The organism is Okeania sp. SIO2B3 (assembly GCF_010672525.1).
GTDB lineage: Bacteria > Cyanobacteriota > Cyanobacteriia > Cyanobacteriales > Microcoleaceae > Okeania.
This window is the reverse complement of sequence record NZ_JAAHGH010000111.1, coordinates 1-23753: the sequence shown is the minus strand read 5'-3', so window position 1 is coordinate 23753 and position 23753 is coordinate 1. Positions and strand designations below refer to the sequence as shown.

At 36.5% G+C, this 23753-nt stretch carries 13 protein-coding genes; 10 read left to right on the top strand and 3 right to left on the bottom strand.

The genetic code is table 11. The features are described from left to right. The first annotated feature begins 939 nt into the window (after nucleotides 1-939). From F6K15_RS32560 to F6K15_RS32535, 6 genes are all read left to right on the top strand, one after another. Nucleotides 940-2424 (top strand): DEAD/DEAH box helicase, encoded by a 1485-nt coding sequence (locus F6K15_RS32560; protein ID WP_293069477.1) that lies wholly within the window; start codon nucleotides 940-942, stop codon nucleotides 2422-2424. 160 nt (nucleotides 2425-2584) lie between these two features. Further along, nucleotides 2585-4267, top strand: coding sequence for a glycosyltransferase family 39 protein (locus F6K15_RS32555; RefSeq protein WP_293069476.1), 1683 nt, complete (start codon nucleotides 2585-2587; stop codon nucleotides 4265-4267). Nucleotides 4268-5712: 1445 nt separating this feature from the next. Then, nucleotides 5713-7227 (top strand): glycerol kinase GlpK, encoded by a 1515-nt coding sequence (gene glpK, locus F6K15_RS32550; RefSeq protein WP_293069474.1) that lies wholly within the window; start codon nucleotides 5713-5715, stop codon nucleotides 7225-7227. 310 nt (nucleotides 7228-7537) lie between these two features. After that, entirely contained in the window at nucleotides 7538-7888 is a 351-nt protein-coding gene (gene clpS / locus F6K15_RS32545; RefSeq protein ID WP_293069472.1) for an ATP-dependent Clp protease adapter ClpS, read from the top strand. A gap of 780 nt (nucleotides 7889-8668) precedes the next feature. Further along, on the top strand, nucleotides 8669-8971 hold the full coding sequence (ureA, locus tag F6K15_RS32540) for an urease subunit gamma (protein WP_293069471.1): 303 nt from the start codon (nucleotides 8669-8671) through the stop codon (nucleotides 8969-8971). Between the two features lie 48 nt (nucleotides 8972-9019). Further along, complete coding sequence (locus F6K15_RS32535) at nucleotides 9020-9328, top strand: urease subunit beta (RefSeq protein ID WP_293069470.1); 309 nt, start codon at nucleotides 9020-9022, stop codon at nucleotides 9326-9328. Between the two features lie 131 nt (nucleotides 9329-9459). Here F6K15_RS32535 and F6K15_RS32530 read toward each other — a convergent pair whose 3' ends face one another. After that, nucleotides 9460-10086, bottom strand: coding sequence for a pseudouridine synthase (locus F6K15_RS32530; protein WP_293069468.1), 627 nt, complete (start codon nucleotides 10084-10086; stop codon nucleotides 9460-9462). Nucleotides 10087-10235: 149 nt separating this feature from the next. Beyond that, nucleotides 10236-13469 carry an ATP-binding protein gene (locus F6K15_RS32525; protein WP_293069466.1) on the bottom strand — a complete coding sequence of 1078 codons (3234 nt, stop codon included), beginning with the start codon at nucleotides 13467-13469 and terminating at the stop codon, nucleotides 10236-10238. A gap of 241 nt (nucleotides 13470-13710) precedes the next feature. Between F6K15_RS32525 and wecB the strand changes: the two genes are divergently transcribed. From wecB to F6K15_RS32505, 4 genes are all read left to right on the top strand, one after another. Continuing rightward, entirely contained in the window at nucleotides 13711-14823 is a 1113-nt protein-coding gene (gene wecB / locus F6K15_RS32520; RefSeq protein ID WP_293069464.1) for a non-hydrolyzing UDP-N-acetylglucosamine 2-epimerase, read from the top strand. A 2298-nt stretch (nucleotides 14824-17121) separates the two neighbouring features. Then, a complete protein-coding gene (locus tag F6K15_RS32515) occupies nucleotides 17122-17754 on the top strand; it encodes a PEP-CTERM sorting domain-containing protein (RefSeq protein WP_293069462.1) in 633 nt (210 codons plus the stop codon). 1386 nt (nucleotides 17755-19140) lie between these two features. Next, entirely contained in the window at nucleotides 19141-19773 is a 633-nt protein-coding gene (locus F6K15_RS32510) for a PEP-CTERM sorting domain-containing protein (protein ID WP_293069460.1), read from the top strand. A gap of 1657 nt (nucleotides 19774-21430) precedes the next feature. Next, entirely contained in the window at nucleotides 21431-23140 is a 1710-nt protein-coding gene (locus tag F6K15_RS32505) for a peroxidase family protein (protein ID WP_293069458.1), read from the top strand. A gap of 470 nt (nucleotides 23141-23610) precedes the next feature. On the opposite strand, the gene F6K15_RS38800 is transcribed toward F6K15_RS32505, so the two are convergent. After that, nucleotides 23611-23703 carry a PEP-CTERM sorting domain-containing protein gene (locus F6K15_RS38800; RefSeq protein WP_363269187.1) on the bottom strand — a complete coding sequence of 31 codons (93 nt, stop codon included), beginning with the start codon at nucleotides 23701-23703 and terminating at the stop codon, nucleotides 23611-23613. Nucleotides 23704-23753: the final 50 nt, after the last annotated feature.

Below are 23753 nucleotides of genomic sequence, written 5' to 3'. Positions count from 1 at the left end.
TGCTACCCTAATGTGAGCTGCTAAGTATCATAACATACCTATGACAACTGTAGGTAAAGGGGTGGGGACATGGAAAACCTCAAAATAAAGGTAATTTTTTCCTCCCTTGTCCAACAGGAATTTGATATATACAACAGCTTAACGATAGCCAAATATTGGCTCTAACCTTTCTCAACAGACCCTCTAGGAAATTCCTCTCTATAGCCGTAGGTTTAGGAGTGAGACGAAAGGAGACTTAATCGCAGGGGCTTAAAATTCCTGAGATTGACATCTGTGAGACAGTAGTAATTTCTATATCTTTATATATATTGTAGTGGTTAATAACCTGCCTGACTTACTTAAAAGGTCGTAGAAACAATATAAATTTTCTATTATATCTACTAGCGGTAGTTCAGGTAATCAGACAAACTACATAACTTAATAATGTTCATGTTTGTCTGCCTGTAAAATCGGAAAGCCTCTACTAAAAAATCAGAATTTATCCGCCTTGAGAAGCAGGGTGGCTGCGCGTATTTTCCTTTTGAGGAAATAAAGGTTGAAAAAACCAGAGACACTGAGTAAGACCAAAATACTTCTTTATATTGTATAGAGGCATCAGTGGATCAGACGCGAAGCCTTCGTTTAAGTCAAAGACTAAGCAGAGGCACTTCAATATACCCAACTAGGGAGAAAAGGAACAGGCATTTTGCCTTTAATTCTGTCGTCGATCTTCAGGTTAAAACCTAGCCGTTGAGAACATACAGACACTACTGAAATGTTAGCTACTAACTCTCATGCTATCAGGTTAGTAGAAACTGTGATTGGCAAAGGCATACTGCCCTACCAAATAACTACAGGTTTATCGTGAGCAAGGGCTGATAAGCAGCTATAGTTGAGCATAAATCTGCCTCCAAGTTGGGTAACAAAACCAGATGTAAAATAATTTACTTAGGAGAATGAATGGATTTATCGTTTGCAAATTTAGGAATTTCACAAGAGCGTGTAAATCATCTGGAAACAATTGGTTTTACTGAACCTACTCCGATTCAAGTCCAAGCAATACCTCATTTGCTGGCAGGAACCGATATTGTAGGTCAAGCCCAAACAGGAACAGGTAAAACCGCAGCGTTTTCGTTACCCATATTGGAGAGAATTGACCTGGAGACAAAGGCAGTTCAAGCTTTGATTTTGACTCCCACTCGTGAGTTAGCGCTGCAAGTTACAGAAGCGATTCGTCAAATTGCTGGTTTAGATAGCAAGGGTCCAACTAAACACCGATTACACGTTTTAACTGTTTATGGCGGTCAATCTATCGAACGTCAGGTTCAGCGCCTTCAACGAGGTGTTCAGATCGTAGTAGGAACGCCAGGACGAATTATCGATATGCTGAATCGCAATAGTTTAAAACTAGATAGTTTGAAAATGATGGTTTTAGACGAAGCTGATGAAATGTTGAGTATGGGTTTTATTCAAGATGTAGAAAGAATTTTGGATGCAGCACCCAGTGAACATCAAACAGCTTTCTTCTCTGCTACCATGGACTACTCAATCAAGAAACTGGTGAATAAATATTTGCGATCGCCAGTAACAGTCAAAGTTGCTCAACAAAAGACAACCCCGAAGCGAATTTCCCAGATTGCTTACATGGTGCCTCGTGGTTGGCCAAAAGCTAAAGCCTTACAGCCAGTTTTAGAACTCGAAGACCCAGAAGCAGCTTTGATATTTGTGCGGACAAGGCAAGCTGCAGCAGAACTAACAAACCAATTACAGTCAGCAGGTCATAGTGTTGATGAATATCATGGTAACTTGAATCAATCCCAACGGGAACGGTTGCTAAGTCGCTTCCGGAATCAACAAGTACGTTGGGTAGTGGCAACTGATATTGCAGCTCGTGGTTTAGATGTGGATCATTTAACTCATGTGATTAACTACGATTTACCTGATAGTGTGGAAAATTATGTTCACCGTATTGGTCGTACAGGTCGTGCAGGTCGTGAAGGTACAGCGATTTCGTTGATTAATCCTTTAGATAAGCGGAAGTTACGGTTGATAGAACGTCATCTACGTCAACGTTTGGACACTCGCTCGATTCCTAAGCGGTCTCAAATTGAAGCCCGACAGTTGCAGAAGTTACAGAATAAGGTACGAGATGCTCTGAGTGGGGAACGGATGGCTTCTTTCTTACCATTGATTGCTCAGTTGGGTGAAGAGTATGACCCCCACGCGATCGCTGCAGCAGCTTTACAGATAGCTTATGATGAAACTCGTCCTGCTTGGATGGGGCCTGATTATGCTCAGGAGGAAGACATTCCTGTCTATGAAACTCCCAAACCAAAGCCAAAGCCACGCTCTCCTAAGATTCGTAATCAAAAACCTTCTCCTAAAAATCAGAAGAGAGATGGTGACAATGTTGTAGAAGAGGCTTCTGTTTCACACAATAATTAAGTTATTTATTTTTGGCTGAAATAGTCGAATAGTCATTTTAGAGATGTGAGCGATCGCGTCTCTAATTTTTTTTAAGGATTTTTACTATAGATTCTTCCTTCTTCCTTCTTCCTTCTTTCTTTCTTCTTTCTTCTGCACAGAGCATTAAATTTTCCAAGACATGACCAAAAACATCAATCAAAAACTAATAGTTTTTCTAGCACTTCTACTATTATCATTCTTCCTCAGATTCTGGACTTTATTCGTATCTGTATTAGACAAAGACGAAAGCATCTATGTATTAGGAGCAGATAGTCTATTAAACGGCAACCTCCCTTATATAGAAATTTGGGATAACAAACCTCCAGGCATTTTTATTTTATTTTCCCTAACAATGCTAATTTTAGGAAAATCGATAGTATCAATCAGAATCTTATCTATTATCGCTACAACTTTTACCAGTTATTTTTTATATAGCATTGGTGCAGTTATTGACAAAAAACAAGGAGAAAAAATTGGATTATTAGCAGGTGCATTATACGCCATTTTTTCCCTACATAATGATGGTGCTGCTGCGAATGCAGAAATTTTGTTTGCTCCTTTAGTGACTGGAGCATTTTTATTATTATTTCAGAATAGGAAACCATCAAATACCAAAGTATTTTTTATTGGTCTAATTTTAGGGATAGGAATGCAAATCAAATATTTGGTAGTTATGGATGTTTTGGGATTAATTTTATTGGGAAGTTTATTTCGGAAGGAAGAAGGAAGAAGGAAGAAGGAAGAAGGAAGAAGGAAGAAGGAGAAAAGAAAACCTGGAAATAATTTTCAGACTATAGACATATTCAAAAAGATTTCCTTTTCCCTATTTAAGTTTTACATAATTTTAGGTGCAGGCTTAATTTTACCTGCTGTTATCATCGCAGGTACTTATCAATTTTCAGGCTATTTTGATGAATATATTTATGCAACCCTCACTGCTAATAGTAAATATGTAGCAATGCTCAATTTTTCTTGGTCAGACCTTTTCAGTAGACTCAGAAAACAGGTATTAGGAAATATTTTATTGTGGCTATGTTTGTTTTGTAGTCCGGTTTATTTGTTTGTCTTTGCTAGAGGTAAATTAAAACAAGAACGAAATTTCATCTATTTATTTTTGTGGTTTAGTTGTGCTTTTTTAGCCGTTTTATTATCAAAGCGATTTTATAATCATTACTTTTTACAATTATTACCTCCTTTATGTCTAATTAGTAGCTATGTCATGATTAAATCTGTTAATTTACTTCAAAAAAAATCTCAAAATCAGAATTTATATGAAGAAGTAAAAAAACCGAAAAAAACTGTTATGATCGATTCCCGAAAAATTTCTATTGACTTCCCTTCTGCTTTGCCAAAAATACTTCTATTTCTAATCTTAATATATCCTTTTGCCCAAGCAGGTTATAACAAATTAAGTAAAAATTGGGAATTTATTTATTATCGATATATAAAAAAAATAGATACATGGGATGACAGAGAAGCTTTGATTAGTAAATACTTACGGCAGAAAATTAAATCGACAAATTATATATATGTTGTTAATTATGAACCAATAATTTATTACTTAGTTCCCACAAAAATTCCCACAAAATATGCTTTTCCTAGTCATTTAACAGCCATGTCTCAAATTTTGCCTACAGATGCTCTACAAGAATTAGATAAAATCATGGCAAAAAATCCCAGTTATATTTTACTAGCAGAAAAAGATAATATTAGTCCAGAATATAGAAATCATCTCAATCAATATTTAGAAAAAAAATACTTTCTAGAAACCACAATTCAAAACGTCAGATTATATCGACGGGAGCATCTCAGTTTTGAATAAAGCCAAAAAATTATTGCTTTTAGGGAATAGGGAACAGGGAATAGGGAATAGGGAATATATAGAAAAAAAAGTATTTTTGCAAATATGAGACGCACCCATATCGACATATAATAACTAGTGGAGGATGGCGGAAATAACTAACCAGTTAAAAAAGGTTCAAAAGCTTGTAAAATAACCTTTCTTCCCTTCTGCCTTCTGCCTCCTGCCTTCTGCCTTCTTGCACTAGACATCTTCAGAAAAGAGGAAGTAGGAGGAAATAATTAATAATTAGAGGTCTAATAATTTCTGTACGATAATTAGGGTTTGCTGATTAAATCTCAAAGTATTGACTGATATTGGTAAGTGCCTTTTTCAGAACTTAAAAAGTACCTATTTTTTGGCTATTGTTGTCTCAAAATGGTAAAGTTTTGACCCTGACAATGCCGAAAATTTGACCGTAGCAGATAGTTTAAACTGTTCCCTGTTCCCTGTTCCCTTCGTTCACTAACAGGCTTTTTCAGCAAACCCTAATTAATTTTATTTTTGATTATTGGATATGTCTATTGAACAAAAAAAGAATTCAGAAATCAAGAAATAGAATGTAAACTAAAAAAAGGAAAATAATAGACATCTCCAGAAAAGAGGCAGTAGGCGAGAAAGAATTGATAATTTATGTCCGATAATTGATTTTATTTTTGATTATTGGATATGTCTATTGAACAAAAAAAGAATTCAGAAATCAAGAAATAGAATGTAATATCATGTCCGAAGGCAATCGTTTGTGTAAACTTAAGGGTGAATATCTACAGGAAATTTAAGTTTTTTTCTTGATCAATAGCCTTCTTTCTTCTTCCCTGTTCCTTCCTTCTTCCTTCTTCCGGACATGATATAAACTAAAAAAAGGAAAATAATAAGAAAAGTTAAAATCTCTAGTCAAAATAGCAGTAATCGTGGTATGTAAACAAAAATCTCGAATCGACTATGCGTGTTGACATCCTCTCCGGCCTAAAGGCACGGAGATTCCTACTGAGCCTTAGCTCTTCGGCGGGTTGACGCTTCTTAGGCTGCTGCTACTTTGACAGTAGTCTTATGCTTGCCTCCACGTCCGCGCACGAGTTTCCGCAATTCGTAGCTCCTCCGGAGGAGGCGTACCCCCCGGCAACTGTTAGTACTGTAGCATATATTCAATTTACTTGCAAATAAAAAGTCGCCCGCTTATGGGCGAGGCTTTAAACCCAATTTTTCGGTAAAAAAAATCATTGGTATTGGTGAAAAGAGGTATGATATCCTGTCCGGATAAGAGCGCGAACAAAAAAACTTTCTCCTTCTACTACTATTTCTTCTTCTTTCTTTCCTCCTGACTCTGTCCTTCACCTCCTGGGAGGGGGAGGGGCGAGGGGTGGGTTGACTCCTAAATAATTAAGATTAATATTATACACTAATTCACCAAAGCCAAATCATTTTTTATGACTACAGACACCGAAAAATACATCCTAGCTCTCGACCTCGGTACAACAGGCAACCGAGCAATATTATTCAACTCTCAAGGCGCTAGTATTGGTCAAGCTTACAAAGAACTTACTCAATATTACCCTCAACCCGGTTGGTTAGAACACGACCCAGAAGAAATATGGGAAGACACTTATGCCATGATAGAGAAAGTGTTCCGAAATACTAATATTTCCCCTTCAAATGTAGAAGCTATCGGTTTAACAGTACAACGAGAAACCTGTCTCCTCTGGGACAAAACCACAGGTAAACCCCTCCACAAAGCAATAGTTTGGCAAGACCGTCGTACCGCACCCATGATTCGAGAATTAGCAGCAAAAGGTAAAGCAGAAAAAATTCAAAACTGTACCGGATTAGTTTTAGATGCTTACTTCTCAGCTACAAAACTATCCTGGATGCTAGACTGGGTAAAGCGAGAACAACCCAATATTAACTTCAGTAACGTATTGGCAGGTACCATCGATACTTGGATTTTGTGGAAACTAACTGGTGGGCAAATTCACGCCACCGACCATAGTAACGCCAGTCGCACAATGTTAATGAATATTGAATCCCTAAATTGGGACCGAGAATTATTAGACTTGTTTCAAATACCTAGAGAAATAATGCCGGAAATTAAACCAAGTTTCAGCATATTCGGCAAAACAAAAGCAGACTTATTAGGAGTATCAATTCCTATAGCTACAATTTTAGGAGACCAACAAGCTGCTTTATTTGCCCATGGTTGCGATCGCCCCGGAATGTTAAAATGCACTTACGGTACAGGTAGCTTTTTAATTGCTAATACTGGAGATAGCCTTGCTAAATCTCAAAATCAACTATTATCAACTATTGGATGGACTCAACAAATAAACGGTAATTTGAAAACATCTTACGCTCTAGAGGGGGCAATGTTTACCACAGGAGCTTGTATTCAGTGGTTACGGGATGGGTTGAAACTCATAGACTCCGCAGCAGAAACTGAACATCTGGCAATGCAAGTTGAAGATACTAATGGTGTTTATTTTGTACCTGCTTTAAGTGGTCTCGGTGCCCCTCACTGGGATATGAATGCTCGTGGTGCTTTTCTCGGAATTACTGGAGGTGTGAAGCGGGAAAATATGGTGAGAGCTGTTTTAGAATCAATTGCTTTTCAAGTTAAAGAAGTTGTAGATGCTCTGAATAAAGATAGCGGAACTCTAATGACTAATCTAAAAGTTGATGGTGGAGGTTCGCAAAATAATTTTTTAATGCAATTTCAGGCAGACTTGTTGGGTATTCCTGTTGAGCGTCCTGCCTTCATTGATGCAACTGCTCAAGGAGCTGCTTTTGCTGCTGGTTTAACAGTAGGTTTATGGGATGACTATCATAAATTAGTGAATAATAGTAGAGTTGGGCAGGTGTTTGAACCCAGTGAAAATGCTGCAAAAGTGCAAAAAAGTTTTATAGTTTGGCAAAAAGCTGTTAGTAGGGCAAAAAATTGGATTGATTGAAGAAGGCAGAAGGCAGAAGGCAGAAGGCAGAAGGGAAAATTGCATGGGGATAGTCTTTGACACGCCACTTCTTAAGCGGATTTTATATTAGAAATATCCGATAATAAAAAATAATATTAATTATCGTACTTTTATTCATTAATTCTTTCCATCTACTCCCTCTTTTGGAGGAGATGCCTATTGAGCAACACAAAGAAAACATAAAATCTAAATATGTCCTTCTTTATAGTTATGATAATTCCTCAAGCAGTTAAAATTATGTATAAATCATCCCAATATATATAGTATGGATATACAGGAAAATAGTAGCATGGATCTTGGAATTTCCATCATCGGAATTGCAGACAATATAACAGTGGGAGTAGGAGGTAGTTCCTCTACAGCTGTTGCTCCTAGACAGTCTAGTCAAGTTGTTAATAAACCATATCCCAACTACAAAGTTATTGTTTTAAATGATGATGTCAATACATTTAAGCACGTCGCTGAATGTTTGCAAAAATATATTCCAGGTATGACAAGCGACCTCGCTTGGGAGCTAACTCACCAGGTTCACAACGAAGGTCAAGCCATAGTTTGGGTTGGCCCTCTAGAACAGGCAGAATTGTATCATCAGCAGTTGAGTCGGGCCGGGTTAACAATGGCCCCCTTGGAAAAAGCATAATTGAAGAAGGCAGAAGGCAGAAGGCAGAAGGCAGAAGGGAAAATTGCATGGGGATAGTCAACGACCGACCACTCTGTGTCTACAAACCCCAAGCAATTTTAAACACCCTTTAGATGGTGGGACCTTATATCAAATTTGTTTAATTCGGTATAAAAAAATATTCCATCTTCAACTATTACTAAATCTTTCTCCATCTCCCCATGTCCCCACCCTCTTTAATCTAATTACATCGATGCTACCGGATTTGATATTCGGCGTTGCTGAAGCGCGTGTATGATATTAGCCTTAATTACTTAGGAGTCAACCCACCCGCAGGCCCCGACCGTGGAGGGGAAGGACCGAGTCAGGAGGGAAGAAAGAAGAAGAAAGAGGAATAGAAGAAGAAAGTTTTTTGGTCGCGTAACCGGAGCGGAGTTCTATAGCGCTCTTATCCGGACACGATATCATATCATGTCCGGTAGCATCGGTATTGTATAGAGAAGGTAAGGAAGACCGAAGTTGGAAGAAGGAAGAAGCTTTAAGAGAAGGAAAAACCATTAATGGCGCTAGATATTTCCCCAACTTTATACACGCTCCGATACCAACGGACACAATATCATACCTCTTTTCACCAGCGCCATATTTTCAACCCGGCACATAAAAGTTGATAGAAGCAGACAATTAGCCAGTATCATTTTCTACTAAGTAATGACTATTTGCTTTTTATACTAAGCTTTGAAGTAGGGAATGTAGGTCATAAACATGATAAAGTTTTCCATGAAATAACTATAGAAAAATACTATGCAGTTAACACCCCAAGAAAAAGATAAACTGTTAATTTTTACTGCTGCTTTATTAGCAGAACGTCGTAAAGAAAAAGGTTTAAAATTGAATTATCCTGAAGCAGTTGCCTATATTTCCGCAGCTATTTTAGAAGGTGCTAGAGAAGGTAAAACTGTGTCTGAATTAATGAGTTTTGGTACAACTTTATTAACAAGAGATGATGTAATGGAAGGTATCCCAGAAATGGTACAAGAAGTTCAAGTAGAAGGAACTTTTCCTGATGGTACAAAATTGGTAACTGTACATAACCCCATTCGTTGAAAATTACAATTTTTGAAACACATAAGAAATAGCAAAAAAATAACTATTATGATTCCAGGTGAAATGATTATTCAAGAGGGAGAAATTGAATTAAATTCAGGTCGCCCCACAGTAAAATTATTAATAGCAAATACAGGCGATCGCCCAATTCAAGTTGGTTCCCATTTCCATTTTTATGAAGTAAATGATGCTTTGAGTTTTGACCGCGAACTCGCCAAAGGAATGCGTCTAGATATTCCAGCAGGTACTGCTATTAGATTTGAACCCGGAGATGAACGAGAAGTAATTTTAGTACCGTTTGTTGGGAGACGAGAAGTTTATGGTTTTAATGGCAGAATTAATGGTAATATCATGTAATGAGGAGTCAGGAGTCAGGAGTTAGGAGTTAGGACTCAGGAGTTTTAAGGTATAAAATAAAATCAATTATCGTAGATAAATCATCAATTATTTCCCTCTACTCTGTAGGGACGTTGCATGCAACATCCCTACTACTCCCTACTCCCTCTTTTCCGGAGAGGTCTATTTTCAAACACTATCTGCTTGAGAGATTCAATTTCAGTTTGATTTAGGTCTCGCCACTCACCAGGTTGAAGTTCATTCATGGGCAGACCGGCGATCGCTACTCTAACTAACCGTAGTGTGGGAAAACCTACTGCTGCTGTCATTCTTCGCACTTGGCGGTTTCGACCTTCTGTGAGAGTAATTTCTAACCATGCAGTAGGAACAGTTTTCCGAAATCTAATGGGTGGATCGCGGGGTGGAAATTTTGGTTCTATAGATAACAATTTTACTTTTGCAGGTCGAGTCTGATAATTTTTGATCGTTACACCTTGTTGTAGTTGTGTTAATGCTGCATCATCTGGTATTCGTTCCACTTGCACCCAATAAGTACGAGGATGAGCAAATTTAGGGTCAGTTAGTCTATGTTGGAGTTGTCCGTGATTTGTTAGTAGTAAAACTCCTTCACTATCTCGGTCTAACCTACCCACAGGATAAACTGAAGATACGGAAATATAATCCTTAAGGGTTTGGCGTTGGTTGGACTCATCAATGTTGTCAGTGAATTGACTTAAAACATTGTAGGGTTTATTAAATAAAATATACTTGTAACTCATCAGTAAAATTAAATCTAAGTCAGGAAGAGGGAAGAAGGAAGAAGGAAGAAGGAAGAAGGAAGAAAAAAAGCAATAATCTGGTGGAAATGATATAAGCCTTTTATGGGACTATTTCGTTTTTGAATCCATAAAAATATTATCAAAAAATACTAAGAGTTAATTGTAATTTGACTAAATATTTCCTGCAATATATTTTGCAGTTGTGATTGTTTAATTGGTTTATTTAATAAAGCTGAAAAATTTAGTTCGTTGAGCATACTTTTGTCTGGATATTTACCAATAGGAGTTAACATAACTAATGGTAAAGATTGATATTTAGGTATCTCCCTAATAGCAGTAGCAGTTGCTACTCCATCCATTTCTGGCATTTGCATATCAATAATTATTAAGTCAAAATTTTGATTTTGGTTAACATTTTCATGTTGGAGAATATCTATTGCTTCGACACCTGATGTTACACCATGAGTTAAAATTTCCCACTGACTTAACTGCTTAGTTAAAATCTGTAAGCAAGAAGGATTATCATCTACAATTAATAATCGTTTTTCACCTAATTTCGGTATAGAATTCAGTTGACTTTTCACATGGTCATCAACTGTTACAATTAGGGTAAAATAGAAGGTAGACCCTATTCCTTCTTGACTTTCAAACCACATTTTACCACCCATCATTTCGCAGAGACGTTTACTAATAACTAATCCTAATCCTGTTCCTCCATATTCTCTAGTCCTAGAACTATCTACTTGACTAAATGGTTTAAATAATTTGTGCATTTTGTCTCTGGGGACCCCAATTCCAGTATCTTTAACAAAGATTTTTATTTCATAGAAATTATTGTCTATATTTTGTCGATCATTGCTTGTTGATGAATCTGTTATTTTGTTGGCTGAAACATTAACTAATACTTCTCCCTTTTGTGTAAATTTAATCGCGTTCGAGAGAAGATTAACTAATATTTGACGGACTCTAACTTCATCTCCTGAAACTATACTGGGAGTATCATCTTCAAGTAAATAAGCTAATTCAATATTTTTATTTACTGCCTTAATAGCTAATAAATCAATACACTTTTCTACACATAATCCTAAATTAAAAGGTCTTGACTCCAAATCTATTTTATTAGACTCTATTTTGGAAAAGTCAAGAATATCATTAATAATTCCTAGTAAAGCAATACTACAATCATGGACATCATTCAAATATTCTTGCTGTTCTAAATTTAAGTCACTATCAAATAACAAAGAAGTCATCCCAATTATTCCATTCATTGGAGTCCGAATTTCATGGCTGATCGTAGCCAAAAATTCACTTTTAGCTTTATTCGCAACTTCTGCTGCTTGTCTTGCTTGTTGAAGAGCAATATTTTGTTCGGCAAGTTGTTGACGTTGGTTAGTTTCTTGCTTCAATAAATTAGCATGAGCGAGGGCAATTCCTACTTGTTGGGCAACATCTTCTAATAATTTAATTTCATCTTTTGTCCAAGTACGGTAACGATCGCATTGATGCAAGCAAATAATTCCATTGGGTTCTCCCTGATAAGAGGTGCGAACCATTAACATAGATTTTAATCCTATAGAAATACATATTGATACCGAAACATTTGTTTGTAGCAGTGGTTCTGTATAAACATTATCGGAGGCGATCGCTCTATCTTGTTCTAAAAGCTTTTCTATATATGGGTTATCTACTACCAGCATTTCTAGATCCATGATTGATTCATATCCTTCCTCTAAATACTCAGCTACAAATGGCACTTTTGGTACTGTTCCTGCTTGATAAGAATGAATAATGCAACGGTTGACGAGGAAAGCTTGACCTATTTGTTTTGCAGTAGTATTAAATATTCTCTGCGCATCTAAACTTTGACGAATATCTTGAGTAATTTGTCCTAATATAAGACTACGTTGTAATTGTTGTTGTAGCGCTAAGTGAGTTAAATTTTGTTCAATTGCACTAGCGAGAATATTCGTCACTGACTGTAAAAAGTGAATATCATCAAGAGTGAAAGTATATTTTTTAGTAGCATAAGCAGCTAATATTCCTACTGATTGATGATTTCCCGGAATGATTAAACTGATACCACTGACAATGCCTTGGTTTAACAAATGTTTGAAGTCTGGATACTCTGAAATTTTAGTGTTGAGGTCTTCAATAATAACTGGTTTTTCCGCAGCTAAAGTGTGAGTAATAATAGAATCAAAAGTCTTAGTAACAACTGGTTGAGCGATTAAAGTTTTTGCTTTATTCACACTAGCTTTAATTTGCCAAGTTTGAGTATCTGATGAGTATTCCCAAATTTGACAATGGTCTAGTTTTAGAGTCTGACAAACTAGGGACACTGCTTCTGACATTAGCTCAAATAAAGAAATATTTTGTAAAGCACGTTGACCTAATTTTGCTAATGCTGCTGCTGCTGAAGCTTGAATAGCTAATTTTTGTTCTGCTTGTTTGCGTTCGTAAAGTGCAGCTTGCTGTTCGCTAATATCCCGCAAAATTATCGTAAATACAGTTTCATCTTTTAATTCTAATTGTGAAATTGATGCCTCTGCTGGAAATTCTGTATCATCTTTTCGCCTAGCAATAACTACAGCTAGTCTATGTTTTGTTTGATGATGTTTTACTTCTAGAGAGTTGTTGAATTTTGACTCTTGCCAAACAATTAATTTACCAAGTGATTGCCCTACAGCTTCCTGATTTGTATAACCAAATATTTTTTCTGCTCCTTGATTAAACATTTGAATAATTCTATTTCTATCTACTGAAATAATTGCATCTTCTGCCATATCTAAAATACCTGCTAAACGAGCCTCAGAATTTTTTAGAGCTTCAGAAAATGCTATCCGTTCATGTATTTCATTTTCTAGCTTTTGATTTAAAAGATTTAAATCTGCTGTCCGCTTGTGTACTCTAGCTTCCAAATTTGCATTCAGGAGACTAATTTTTTCTTCAGGTAAAATACGCTCTCTAATTTGCTGTTCTAGTTCCTCATTAGTTGCCTCTAATTTTATCAAATCAGGTATTGTTAAAAGTTTCCGAGCTAAACGAATTAAAAATATTACTGTGACGATAGCAACTATTACTGTAGAAGCTTTAACTAATTCTAATAGACCATGATCAGGATATCGTAGATTCCAATTTTTTTGACTGTAAGAAATACCAGTAAAAATCATCAAAATTGCAAACATCCAAAAAGTTAAATTGAATGGCATACTTGGTCGTTTAATCAAACAGTAAGTAAGTATTAGTGCGATAAAATAATAGGCCAGTGCTATCAATAAATCTGATGTTAAATGAAATAATATTACCCCCGGTTGTAATAGGTCATAAATTCTATTCATCAGTAAGATACCCAAACCTATAGTTGTTAGAAATACCCCTGACATAATATAATATCCCTCCTGATATACTAGCTATTATTATTTAATCAAATCCTAAGCTGTAGTCGCAATTAGAACTTTCGAGGTTATACTGCACAAACAAATCGGCGAAAGCCAAAACGCAAATAGCTTTTTTATTTCCCTGATTTAAGCATTTATTTTAAAGCTAACTATTGTACTTCAGTAAACCAAGAAACACTATATAATTTTGATGATTGTCTAGAAAAACATCTGAAATTAAGTCAAAATGCTTAATACTCCCATCCAATTAGCAATTACTTTAGGAACTCGCCCTGAAGCTATTAAATTAGCACCAGTTATCCAACTTTTTCAAAATTCTCCAGATTTTAATACTCAGGTAATTTTAACTGGACAACATCGAGAAATGGTAACACAGGTAATGAAATTATTTGAAATTAGTCCCGATCAGGATTTAGCCATTATGCAAACTCGGCAAACGTTGACAGATATTATGTGCCGAAGTTTGCAAGGATTAGAAGCGTTATTTCTGCAGTTACAGCCCCAATTAGTATTAGTCCAGGGAGATACTAGCACCGCTTTTGCAGCTACCCTAGCTGCATTTTATCAAAAAATTCCTGTGGGTCACATCGAAGCAGGTTTACGAACCAATGATTTATTGAATCCCTATCCTGAAGAAGCAAACCGCCGTTTAATTTCTCAGATAGCTCAATTACATTTTGCTCCGACCAATTTAGCTGTAGAAAACTTGCATAAATCTGGAGTATTAGGAGAAATTCATCAAACAGGAAATACGGTCATTGATGCTTTATTAAAAGTAGCAAAAACTCGACCTCAATGTGATATTTATGGTTTAGATTGGAGCAAATATAGAGTAATATTAGCAACTGTTCATCGGCGCGAAAATTGGGGAGAACCTTTGACAGAAATTGCTCAAGGATTTATCAAAATTTTAGATAAGTTTCCTGATACGGCTTTAGTTTTACCTCTTCATAAAAACCCTACAGTTAGAGAACCTTTAAAAGCTATTTTAGAAAGTCATCCGAGAGTATTTTTAGAAGAACCTTTTGATTATAGTGAATTAGTAGGAGCAATTCATAATTGTTATTTAGTATTAACTGATTCTGGTGGTTTACAAGAAGAAGCTCCCAGCTTAGGAAAGCCTGTTTTAGTATTACGAGAAACTACAGAAAGGCCGGAGGCAATCATGGCAGGAACTGCTAAACTTGTAGGTACTGATTCAACTAATATTATGGCTGCTACTGCGGAATTGTTGAGTGATTTTGCTAAGTATGAAAAAATGGCAATGGCAATTAATCCTTTCGGTGATGGTCATGCCTCAGAAAGAATTATGAAAATTGTGAAAAGTTATTTTAGTTAAGCTATTTTTGCTCGGTTATATCATATTTGGTAGAACAGTTATAGCGCTACGCGCTAGGGAATAGATAATAGCAAACTGTAAAAAGCTTTTAGGATTGAAAAATGTCCTAACCAATTTTTGTAGTGCTATATAATCAGGACTTATATCATGTCCGCTGGTATCGTTTGTGTAAACTCAAGAGTAAATATCTAAGTTTTTTTTCTTGCTCTTAAGTATTCCTGCCAGATGAGCTGTTGCCTACCTTTACTATACAAGACCGATGCTACCGGACATGATATTACGCATTAGGATCGACCAAGAGAGAAAAAATTTTCCTTTTATTCAATGCTCTTCCTTTTAGGGAGAGATAATTATCAATTATCCATTATCAATTATCAATTATTGAAGCAGAGCAACCATATATAGTAGGGGTTAACGGCCGTTAACCCCTACTAATAGTGTATAATATCATGTCCGTTGGTATAGTCCCGTGTAAAAGTTGGGGAAATATCTACCGCCATATAAGTAAAATTTTTCCTTTTCTTAAAGCTTCTTCCAACTTCGGTCTTCCTTACCTTCTCTATACAAGACCGATGCTACCGGACATGATATATAGCGCTGTGCGCAGGCAACAGCTCCGGAAGGCAACAGCTCATCTGGGGGAATAAATTGCTGATAATATAAGGCTTTTAGCTATTGGACACCTCCTGCAATTTGTAAATATGCCAGCGCACATTGCTATAATTTCGTATTTTGCGTAAGTCCCGATCAAATTAAATAGTTTTTGCTGAAAAAGTCTTATGGGTGAGGGTAGGAGACAGGAGACAAACCACCCCTCGCCCCTCCCCCTCCCAGGAGGGGAGAAATGGCTCGGGAGCGATGAGGTAGGAGCGGGCGTTTTGTCAGAATGATTTTTCTGCCCAAATCTTGCCAAAATACTAAATTTTTGAGTGTTTTAGACTGAAACAGGCGCACTGCAATTCGACCCTAAAAAGGCACTTACCTTTATCTGTAAATGCTTTGATATTTAATCAGCAAGCCCTAAATAGCTTTGCTTCAGCTAGCGATCGCTAGCTTCATATTTTTCCTCATAATGCTTATTTGAAATACAAAAAATTGTGCAAATATACGAATCTCCCTATCTCCGCATCTCCCTATCTCCCTATCTCCCCATCTCCCCAAACTCCCCTGCTTAATAAAATGTAGATACTTTCCACATTTCTACGTAATTTTGCTGGTATATCTATGTATATACTTTGGGTTTCCTTCCTCAATTCTATCTACATCTTATATAACTACTATAACTACGCATTGAGGTTAGGACTAGGACATTGCTAAATGCTATTTTGCTACGCAACATATTTACGAAGCATAACCTAGGAAAAACTCAGCTATAGTTAATTTTAATTTTTAATTTTTAATTCTTTAATTTCTCATTGCCAGTGGAACCTTTGTGGAGCATTCCGAAAATTTCCTCATCTCTAGCAATAGTAACTTATGGACATAGTATTGCACACCTTCTATATATTGTCTGCACAACCCGAATAAGAAGCTATACAACCATAAAGTTTGGGAAATAACCTATATAATTCTACGGATAAATTCATCATCCGGAAAAATCCGATAAAAATTTTCCAGAAAATAACATTAAAGGTTTATTAATAACCAAAGGTTTGGAAAATAATCTTCGTTATTCTAGGAATAGATTCATCACCCGGAAAGTTTTTATGATTTTCCTAAAATTTGGCAAAAAAATTCATTAATCACCGATTTGATTCTGAGAAATCTACATTATTCTAGGAATACACTCATCATCCGGAAAAAACAATAAATTTTTTTTATATGTCCAAATGCCAATCGTTATCTATTATTTTGAGCAAATCTATAATCCTCTAGGAATATACTCATCATCCGGAAAAAAACTAACAATTATTGGTCAAGGTTTAAAAGGACAATAGATTTAAAACGTATTTTTATTGACGCATTCTAGATACTACTAGCCGTATATTGACTATCCGGAAAAAAAATAGTCACTTTACATAAAATTCAACAAAAAGCTTCTAAAACCCCAGAAAAACCTAGTATTTTGTAAAGTTTCCATGAAGCGGCGTAAAAACACTAGCGGTGTTTTTATGGAGTTGATATATTTATTTACAGATACGAAGGAAGAGAAATCAACCAAGATTTCCAACTAGAAATATCTACAACACAAAGATTAGTGAGAAAACAGTTTTATCGGTTAATTTGTATCAACAAAACTGCTTTTCTCAGAGAAAATACTGACGTTAACTATCAAATATAAACAATAAGGAGTTAAAAATGATCGCTAAGTCTCTAAAGCAAATCGCATTCGCTACTATTATCGTTTCTGCTCCTTTAGCAGTAGCTACTGTATTCAACGCTGGTACTGCCAACGCCGCAGTTTTATCCGGTAATTTCAGTTTTGATGGTGCTGGTAATACGATTTCATTTGATGAAAATATGCTAGATTTCGCTAACGATGGAATTGTTCTATCACTTAAAGATGGTTATTTCGCAGGTGTAGACTCAGATGCAAAGATTTTTGATATTTCTGGTCTTGCAGCTGTTGATAATATGGATACTGACATAGCACCTGTCACATTTATAGAATTGAGCGATGGAACTACTTTAAATTTGACATCATTTAATGATTTCACCTTCACTCCTCAGATGGGAACAACCGATATCAACTTAGGATTCAGTGGATTCTTTTTAAATGGTGGAGATATGACTGATGCTGCTGGTAGCATCACTTTCCAAGTAATTGGTCAATTAGATAAAGATAGTTTTGCAGGTGACGAAAAATTCCAAGCTAGTTTTTCTGGTGTAGTATTTGCAGAAAAAGTAAGAGTTCCTGAACCAGCAACAATGTTAGGTTTAGGTGTGGTAGCTGCTGGTTCTGCTTTCGGTTTGAAGAAGAAGAATAGCTAGTCGCTGAAGTTCTTCAAGCTTCGTCATCAAGTTTGACTCTATAATAGACCAGTCAATATTGACATACAAATTTGAATTTCTATCTGGTATCTAGGCAGAAGATATTCAAAATACAGGGTATGAACTAACATTCATCTACTACAGAAAAATGAACAAACCACGGGGGTGAAAAATCTAGGGATTTTTCGCCCTTATATTTTTTTGTTTGGGTACAGTTGTTTTGCAAGCATATTTTTTTCGCTTGAACTCAGAGGTTCAATTTTCATGTTTCTAAACAATAGATAGATTTACAGCAGTTTTTATTTGAGTAGACCACAGTAAGAATATTCCATGGAACTTCCCCACAAAGATTTTGGTTTTGACTATGTGATTGACTCATGTGAAAATCACTGTAATAGACTCTACATCCAATAAACTCATCATCAGAAAATTTTTATGGATTTATTAAAAATAGGCAACACATAGTATTAACAACCGATTTTTTTCAGAATAGTCTAGAAAATTCTAGAGATATATTTATTGTCCGGAAAAAAAATATTTTTTTTCTAAAAACACGCAAAAATACTGATAATTTACCTATATTTTTAGTCATTAAATATTATTCTATAGATATATCTATAATCCGGAAAATAAATATTTTTTTATTTATATATATTTTAAAAAATAGATTTAAAGTAGTTTATTTTGACTAAAACAATATAGGTTAACTATTTAATTAAAACATCAGCTTCACAAAAAAAATCAAAAATTAAACCCTAAAAATCAAGACAAATGTAGTATTTTTGCTAATTAATTCAAAAATAGTAGCAGTGTTGTCATCGAGTTGCTATATTGATTTACAGACAAGAAATAAATTCCACTAACGTTCGCATAAAAAATCAGGAAATTGATATCGGCGAATTAGCTGATGGCATTTGTATAAATCCCAAATAAACTAACAAGAAAGAAAACAAACAAATGCCACTAACGTTCCCATAAAAAATCAGGAAATTGATATCGGCGAATTAGCTGATGGCATTTGTATAAATCCCAAATAAACTAACAAGAAAGAAAACAAACAAATGCCACTAACGTTCCCATAAAAAATCAGGAAATTGATATCGGCGAATTAGCTGATGGCATTTGTATAAATCCCAAATAAACTAACAAGAAAGAAAACAAACAAATGCCACTAACGTTCCCATAAAAAATCAGGAAATTGATATCGGCGAATTAGCTGATGGCATTTGCATAAATCCCAAATAAACTAACAAGAAAGAAAACAAACAAATGCCACTAACGTTCCCATAAAAAATCAGAAAATTGATATCAGTAAATTAGCTGATGGCATTTGTATAAATCCCAAAATAAACTAACAAGTAAAGACAACAAATAGAGGTATTAAACATGAAGAATATAATGATTGCAGCTCTCGTTTCTGCTCCTTTAGCAGTAGCTACTGTATTCAACGCTGGTACTGCTAACGCTGCAGTTTTATCCGGTAATTTCAGTTTTGATGGTGCTGGCAATACGATTTCATTTGATGAAAATATGTTAGACTTCGCTGACGATGAAATTGTTCTATCACTTCAAAATGGTGATTTCGCTGGTGTAGACTCAGATGCCAAGATTTTTGATATTTCTTCTGGTCTTGCAGCTCTTGATGGTATGGATACTGTCATGGCACCTGTCAAATTTATAGAATTGAGCGATGGAACTACTTTAAATCTGACATCATTTAATGATTTCACCTTCACTCCTCAATTTGGCACAACTGATATCAACTTAGGATTCAGTGGATTCTTTTTAAATGATGGACATATGACTGATGCTATGGGTAGTATCACTTTCCAAGTAATTGGTCAATTAAATGAAGATAGTTTTGCAGGTGACGAAACATTCGAGGCAAGTTTTTCTGGTGTAGTATTTGGGACTGAAGACACTGAAGACAAGGTAAGAGTTCCTGAATCCTCAACAATATTAGGTTTAGGTGTGGTAGCTGCTGCTTCTGCTTTCGGTTTGAAGAAAAAAAATAGTTAGTCACTGAAGTTCTGAAAACTTAGTCATCAAGTAATAGAGCAGTCAATATTGATTGACAAACTTGAATTTCTATCTGGTATCTAGGCAGAAGATATTCAAAATACAGGGTATGAACTAACATTCATCTACTACAAAAAAATGAAAAAACTACAGGGGTGAAAATCGTACTAGATTTTTCACCCTTATATTTTTTTGTCTGGGGTACAGTTCATAAACCAGTGAGATCAAATCCGGTTAAATACTTATTATATGAGATGGGGAGATGGGGGGATGGGGAGATTGAAGTGTGGATAGAATTATAAACATATACTGTATAACCGGATTCTATATGATATCAAATCCGGTAGCATTGGTTTCAACAATTAAGAATTAATTATTAATTATTACCTCATGTTCGGATAATCAGTTATAAAAAACCTGATCTCTTTGAACCAATATTCCCTTTTGCCTTTCGGTGCGGAATGCTGCGCAAACAGCATAGCTGCCCTCTGCTTTCCTTTCTCCAAAGTATAAGTATTTAACCGAACATGATATTACCTCTTCTTTTCAAGAAGAGGATTGACGCGGAGCGTGAAAATTTTTTCTTTTTTCTTGGTTGATTGGAGACCAACGAGGAGACCCGAAGAGTGACAGAGCCGCTTTCCTAGCTGAATGCTATCACAAACGCTAACGCCATCCCACCCTACGGGAAGCTCCGCTTTTTCCGTTTGTCATGCTCCGCAAACATATCGCGTAGCGTTAACGGAGTTGTGCGCCAGCAAAACGACCGCTTTTCTCCTTTAAAGGAGAGGCTTTAAACCTTAATTACTCGGTAATTCGATAAAGAGTGTGGGGAGATGGGGACTCACCCCTACTGCTCCCAGGAGGAGGAAATCTTGAAAGATTTGGCAATGGCGCTCAGATGGAACATTTTTTGGCGTTGCTGAATTGAAGTATGAATGCGCGATTGTTGGGTTCTCGCCTTCGCCCCCGCGCATCCCCCATTCAACAAAAAGCGCAGCAACATCCGGCTTCCCCCTTTCCAAGGGGGACGGGAGGGGGATGATAAAGGGGGACTTTTAGAATTTTATTCCCCCCAAAATTGGGGGGCTAGTGGAGGATGGCGGAAATAACTAACCAGTTAAAAAAGGTTCAAAAGCTTGTAAAATAACCTTTCTTCCCTTCTGCCTTCTTGCACTAGGGGGGCTTGCATCATACCCAGAATCAGCAACGCCCATTTTTTTAGACCGAATTAAGCTAATTAGCTCATTTGATATGACCCCATGACCCCGTTACCCCGTTACCCCATGACCCCGTTACCCCGTTACCATATATCGAAAAATTATTTATAATAATATTAGCAGTCGAAGTAAAGTTTAGGACATTCCTAAATGCTCAAACCCAGTCATATATTACTTCTGACTTCTGATTTGCGCGTAGCGCTATACATCTAGCTTAGGCTGGTATCGCCCAGGCTAATTTCCTATGATTTGATAGAAAGCGATCAGTAAAACTTGATATAAGTAATTAAGCTGATCTTAATCAAAATACTTGGAAAAACTGCAAAACTTGATATAAGTAATTAAGCTGATCTTAATTAAAATACTCGGAAAAACTGCATAAGCTTGGGAAAGCTAGAAGTATAAGGATGTAGTTGAGAAAAATACAGGTGGAAACTATGAACTTTCGTACATTTGACGGCAGTAACAATAACTTCGATAATCCCCAATATGGTGAAACTGGTGAAAATTTGCTTCGTTTAGCACCAGCAAATTACGGAGATGGCATATCTGAATTAATTGACGGTCCGAATGCTAGAGTTATTAGTAACACCGTGTTTAATCAATCAGAATCTATCCTAGACCCCCGAAATTTAAGTGATTATACGTGGTTATGGGGACAATTTATTGACCATGATGTCACTTTGAGCGAGCTACAAGACGAGACAGAAGAAACTATTAACATTGCTATTCCTAACGATGACCCTTTTTTCGCACAAGGTTCATCTATTCCTGTTACTAGATCGCTCTTTGATGTAACTACTGGCACTGACCCCACAAACCCCCGCGAGCAATTTAACGAACTTACAGCTTGGATAGATGGCAGCAATGTATATGGTAGCGACCAAGACCGCGCTGACTGGTTACGCAGCTTTGGCAATGGAAAATTGAAGGTGACTGAGCACTCTACAGGAGATTTACTGCCAACTCAAGACGGCGATCCAAATGCACCTCACATGGGGATGGATGGAAGAATAGGTCCAAGCACTTTTGTGGCAGGGGATGTACGAGCAAATGAAAACTCAGCTTTAGCCTCAATACACACCCTCTTTGTACGGGAGCATAACCGGATCGCTGAAATTATTGAAGCTACTCATACAGACTTACCTTTAGACCCTATTGCTCGCGATGAGGAGATTTATCAACGGGCTCGTAAAATAGTAGGGGCACAAATCCAGAAAATTACTTATGACGAATTCTTGCCTGCTTTGGGTGTGACCCTCGATCCTTATGGTGGTTATGATTCAACTGTTAATCCTAATATCAGTACAGAATTTTCCACAGCAGGTTTTCGTCTAGGGCATACTATGGTTAGTTCTAACCTACAACATTTAAATGAAGATGGTAGCTCTACAGAATTTGGCCCACTGAACTTATCTGAAGTTTTCTTCCGGCCAGATAGTATTACTGACAAAGGAGGAATAGACCCTGTATTGCGTGGTTTAGCTTCTCAGGTACAGCAGAAAAACGATGCGAAAGTAGTTGATGATTTGCGGACTCAATTATTTGGTCCTCCTAGTCAAGGAACAGTGGTAAATGGAACAGATTTGCCAGCTCTGAATATTCAGCGCGGGCGGGATCATGGTTTGGCCAGTTATAATGATGTTAGGCAAGCATTGGGTTTAGATAGGAAAGATAATTTTAGTGACATTTCATCTGACCCAGAATTAGTGGCATCACTACAGGCAGTTTATAGTAATGTTGACGAAATTGACCTGTGGGTGGGAATGTTGGCGGAGGATAATTTAGAAAATTCTAGTATTGGGGAGTTGAATGAAGCGATTTTAGAAGACCAGTTTGAAAGATTGCGAGATGGCGATCGCTTCTGGTATGAAAATGATACTCACCTTGCTAAGTGGGAGTTAGGCGATCATGGTTTGGTTTCAGATTGGTTAGATGGTCTTCAGTTGTCGGATATCATCAAGGCCAACACTGGAATTGAAAATATTTCTGAAAATGTGTTCTTTGTTAGTACTACTCCTACTCCTGTCCCTAACATTCACGATGGCGGACCTACTTCTTTAATGATCGTGGCTAGTTTTTTGATGATTGGTCGTCTATGGAAGATGTTACCAACAATTAAGAGACAGTCCAGCTATCGCTGTTAATTAATAAATAGGACTTACGCAACTGCAACGTATTTTCGTCCGAAGCGATCGACAGGGTTTGCGAAGCATTCCGGGACTGAAAGCAATCTCAAATCCTAGTCTTTCCTACCTTTATGCGTAAGTCCTGTAATATAGCAGTCGAAATAAAGGTTAGGAAATATTAAAAGCTTAAAACTTAGATAATGTAAAATTTTTCCTTCTTACTTCTGCTATACATAGTAGGAGCATTGCATACAACGCTCCTACAAATGATAAACGACCGCTAATGAACTAGCGATCGCTCTAAAAATTTATGACAGATATTTTTTGTAATAGGTAGATGTAAAAATCTAATGTATTTTAGATTGATTTGAAATAATAGTTAGGAAGGAGCAAGCGATCGCTGTTTTTTCTACACTCTGATAATTTGACTAATGTAGATATTATTAGTTAGACCAGAGCGATCGCGCACATAATCATCAACTTTTAGATTAGGATTTTTTCTGACGACGGCTAGTTACTAAACCTGCAGTCACTACACCTAGACCAAATAATACAGTTGGTTCAGGAACGGAACGAGTCACATCGACTTGTGCAAGAAATGAACCACCGCCTGTGGGTTGAGTATCTCCAA

Coding starts and splice junctions, on each gene's coding strand:
- F6K15_RS32560 (WP_293069477.1), top strand. CDS start 940: ATGGATTTATCGTTTGCAAATTTAGGAATTTCACAAGAGCGTGTAAAT.
- F6K15_RS32555 (WP_293069476.1), top strand. CDS start 2,585: ATGACCAAAAACATCAATCAAAAACTAATAGTTTTTCTAGCACTTCTA.
- glpK (WP_293069474.1), top strand. CDS start 5,713: ATGACTACAGACACCGAAAAATACATCCTAGCTCTCGACCTCGGTACA.
- clpS (WP_293069472.1), top strand. CDS start 7,538: ATGGATCTTGGAATTTCCATCATCGGAATTGCAGACAATATAACAGTG.
- ureA (WP_293069471.1), top strand. CDS start 8,669: ATGCAGTTAACACCCCAAGAAAAAGATAAACTGTTAATTTTTACTGCT.
- F6K15_RS32535 (WP_293069470.1), top strand. CDS start 9,020: ATGATTCCAGGTGAAATGATTATTCAAGAGGGAGAAATTGAATTAAAT.
- F6K15_RS32530 (WP_293069468.1), bottom strand. CDS start 10,086: ATGAGTTACAAGTATATTTTATTTAATAAACCCTACAATGTTTTAAGT.
- F6K15_RS32525 (WP_293069466.1), bottom strand. CDS start 13,469: ATGTCAGGGGTATTTCTAACAACTATAGGTTTGGGTATCTTACTGATG.
- wecB (WP_293069464.1), top strand. CDS start 13,711: ATGCTTAATACTCCCATCCAATTAGCAATTACTTTAGGAACTCGCCCT.
- F6K15_RS32515 (WP_293069462.1), top strand. CDS start 17,122: ATGATCGCTAAGTCTCTAAAGCAAATCGCATTCGCTACTATTATCGTT.
- F6K15_RS32510 (WP_293069460.1), top strand. CDS start 19,141: ATGAAGAATATAATGATTGCAGCTCTCGTTTCTGCTCCTTTAGCAGTA.
- F6K15_RS32505 (WP_293069458.1), top strand. CDS start 21,431: ATGAACTTTCGTACATTTGACGGCAGTAACAATAACTTCGATAATCCC.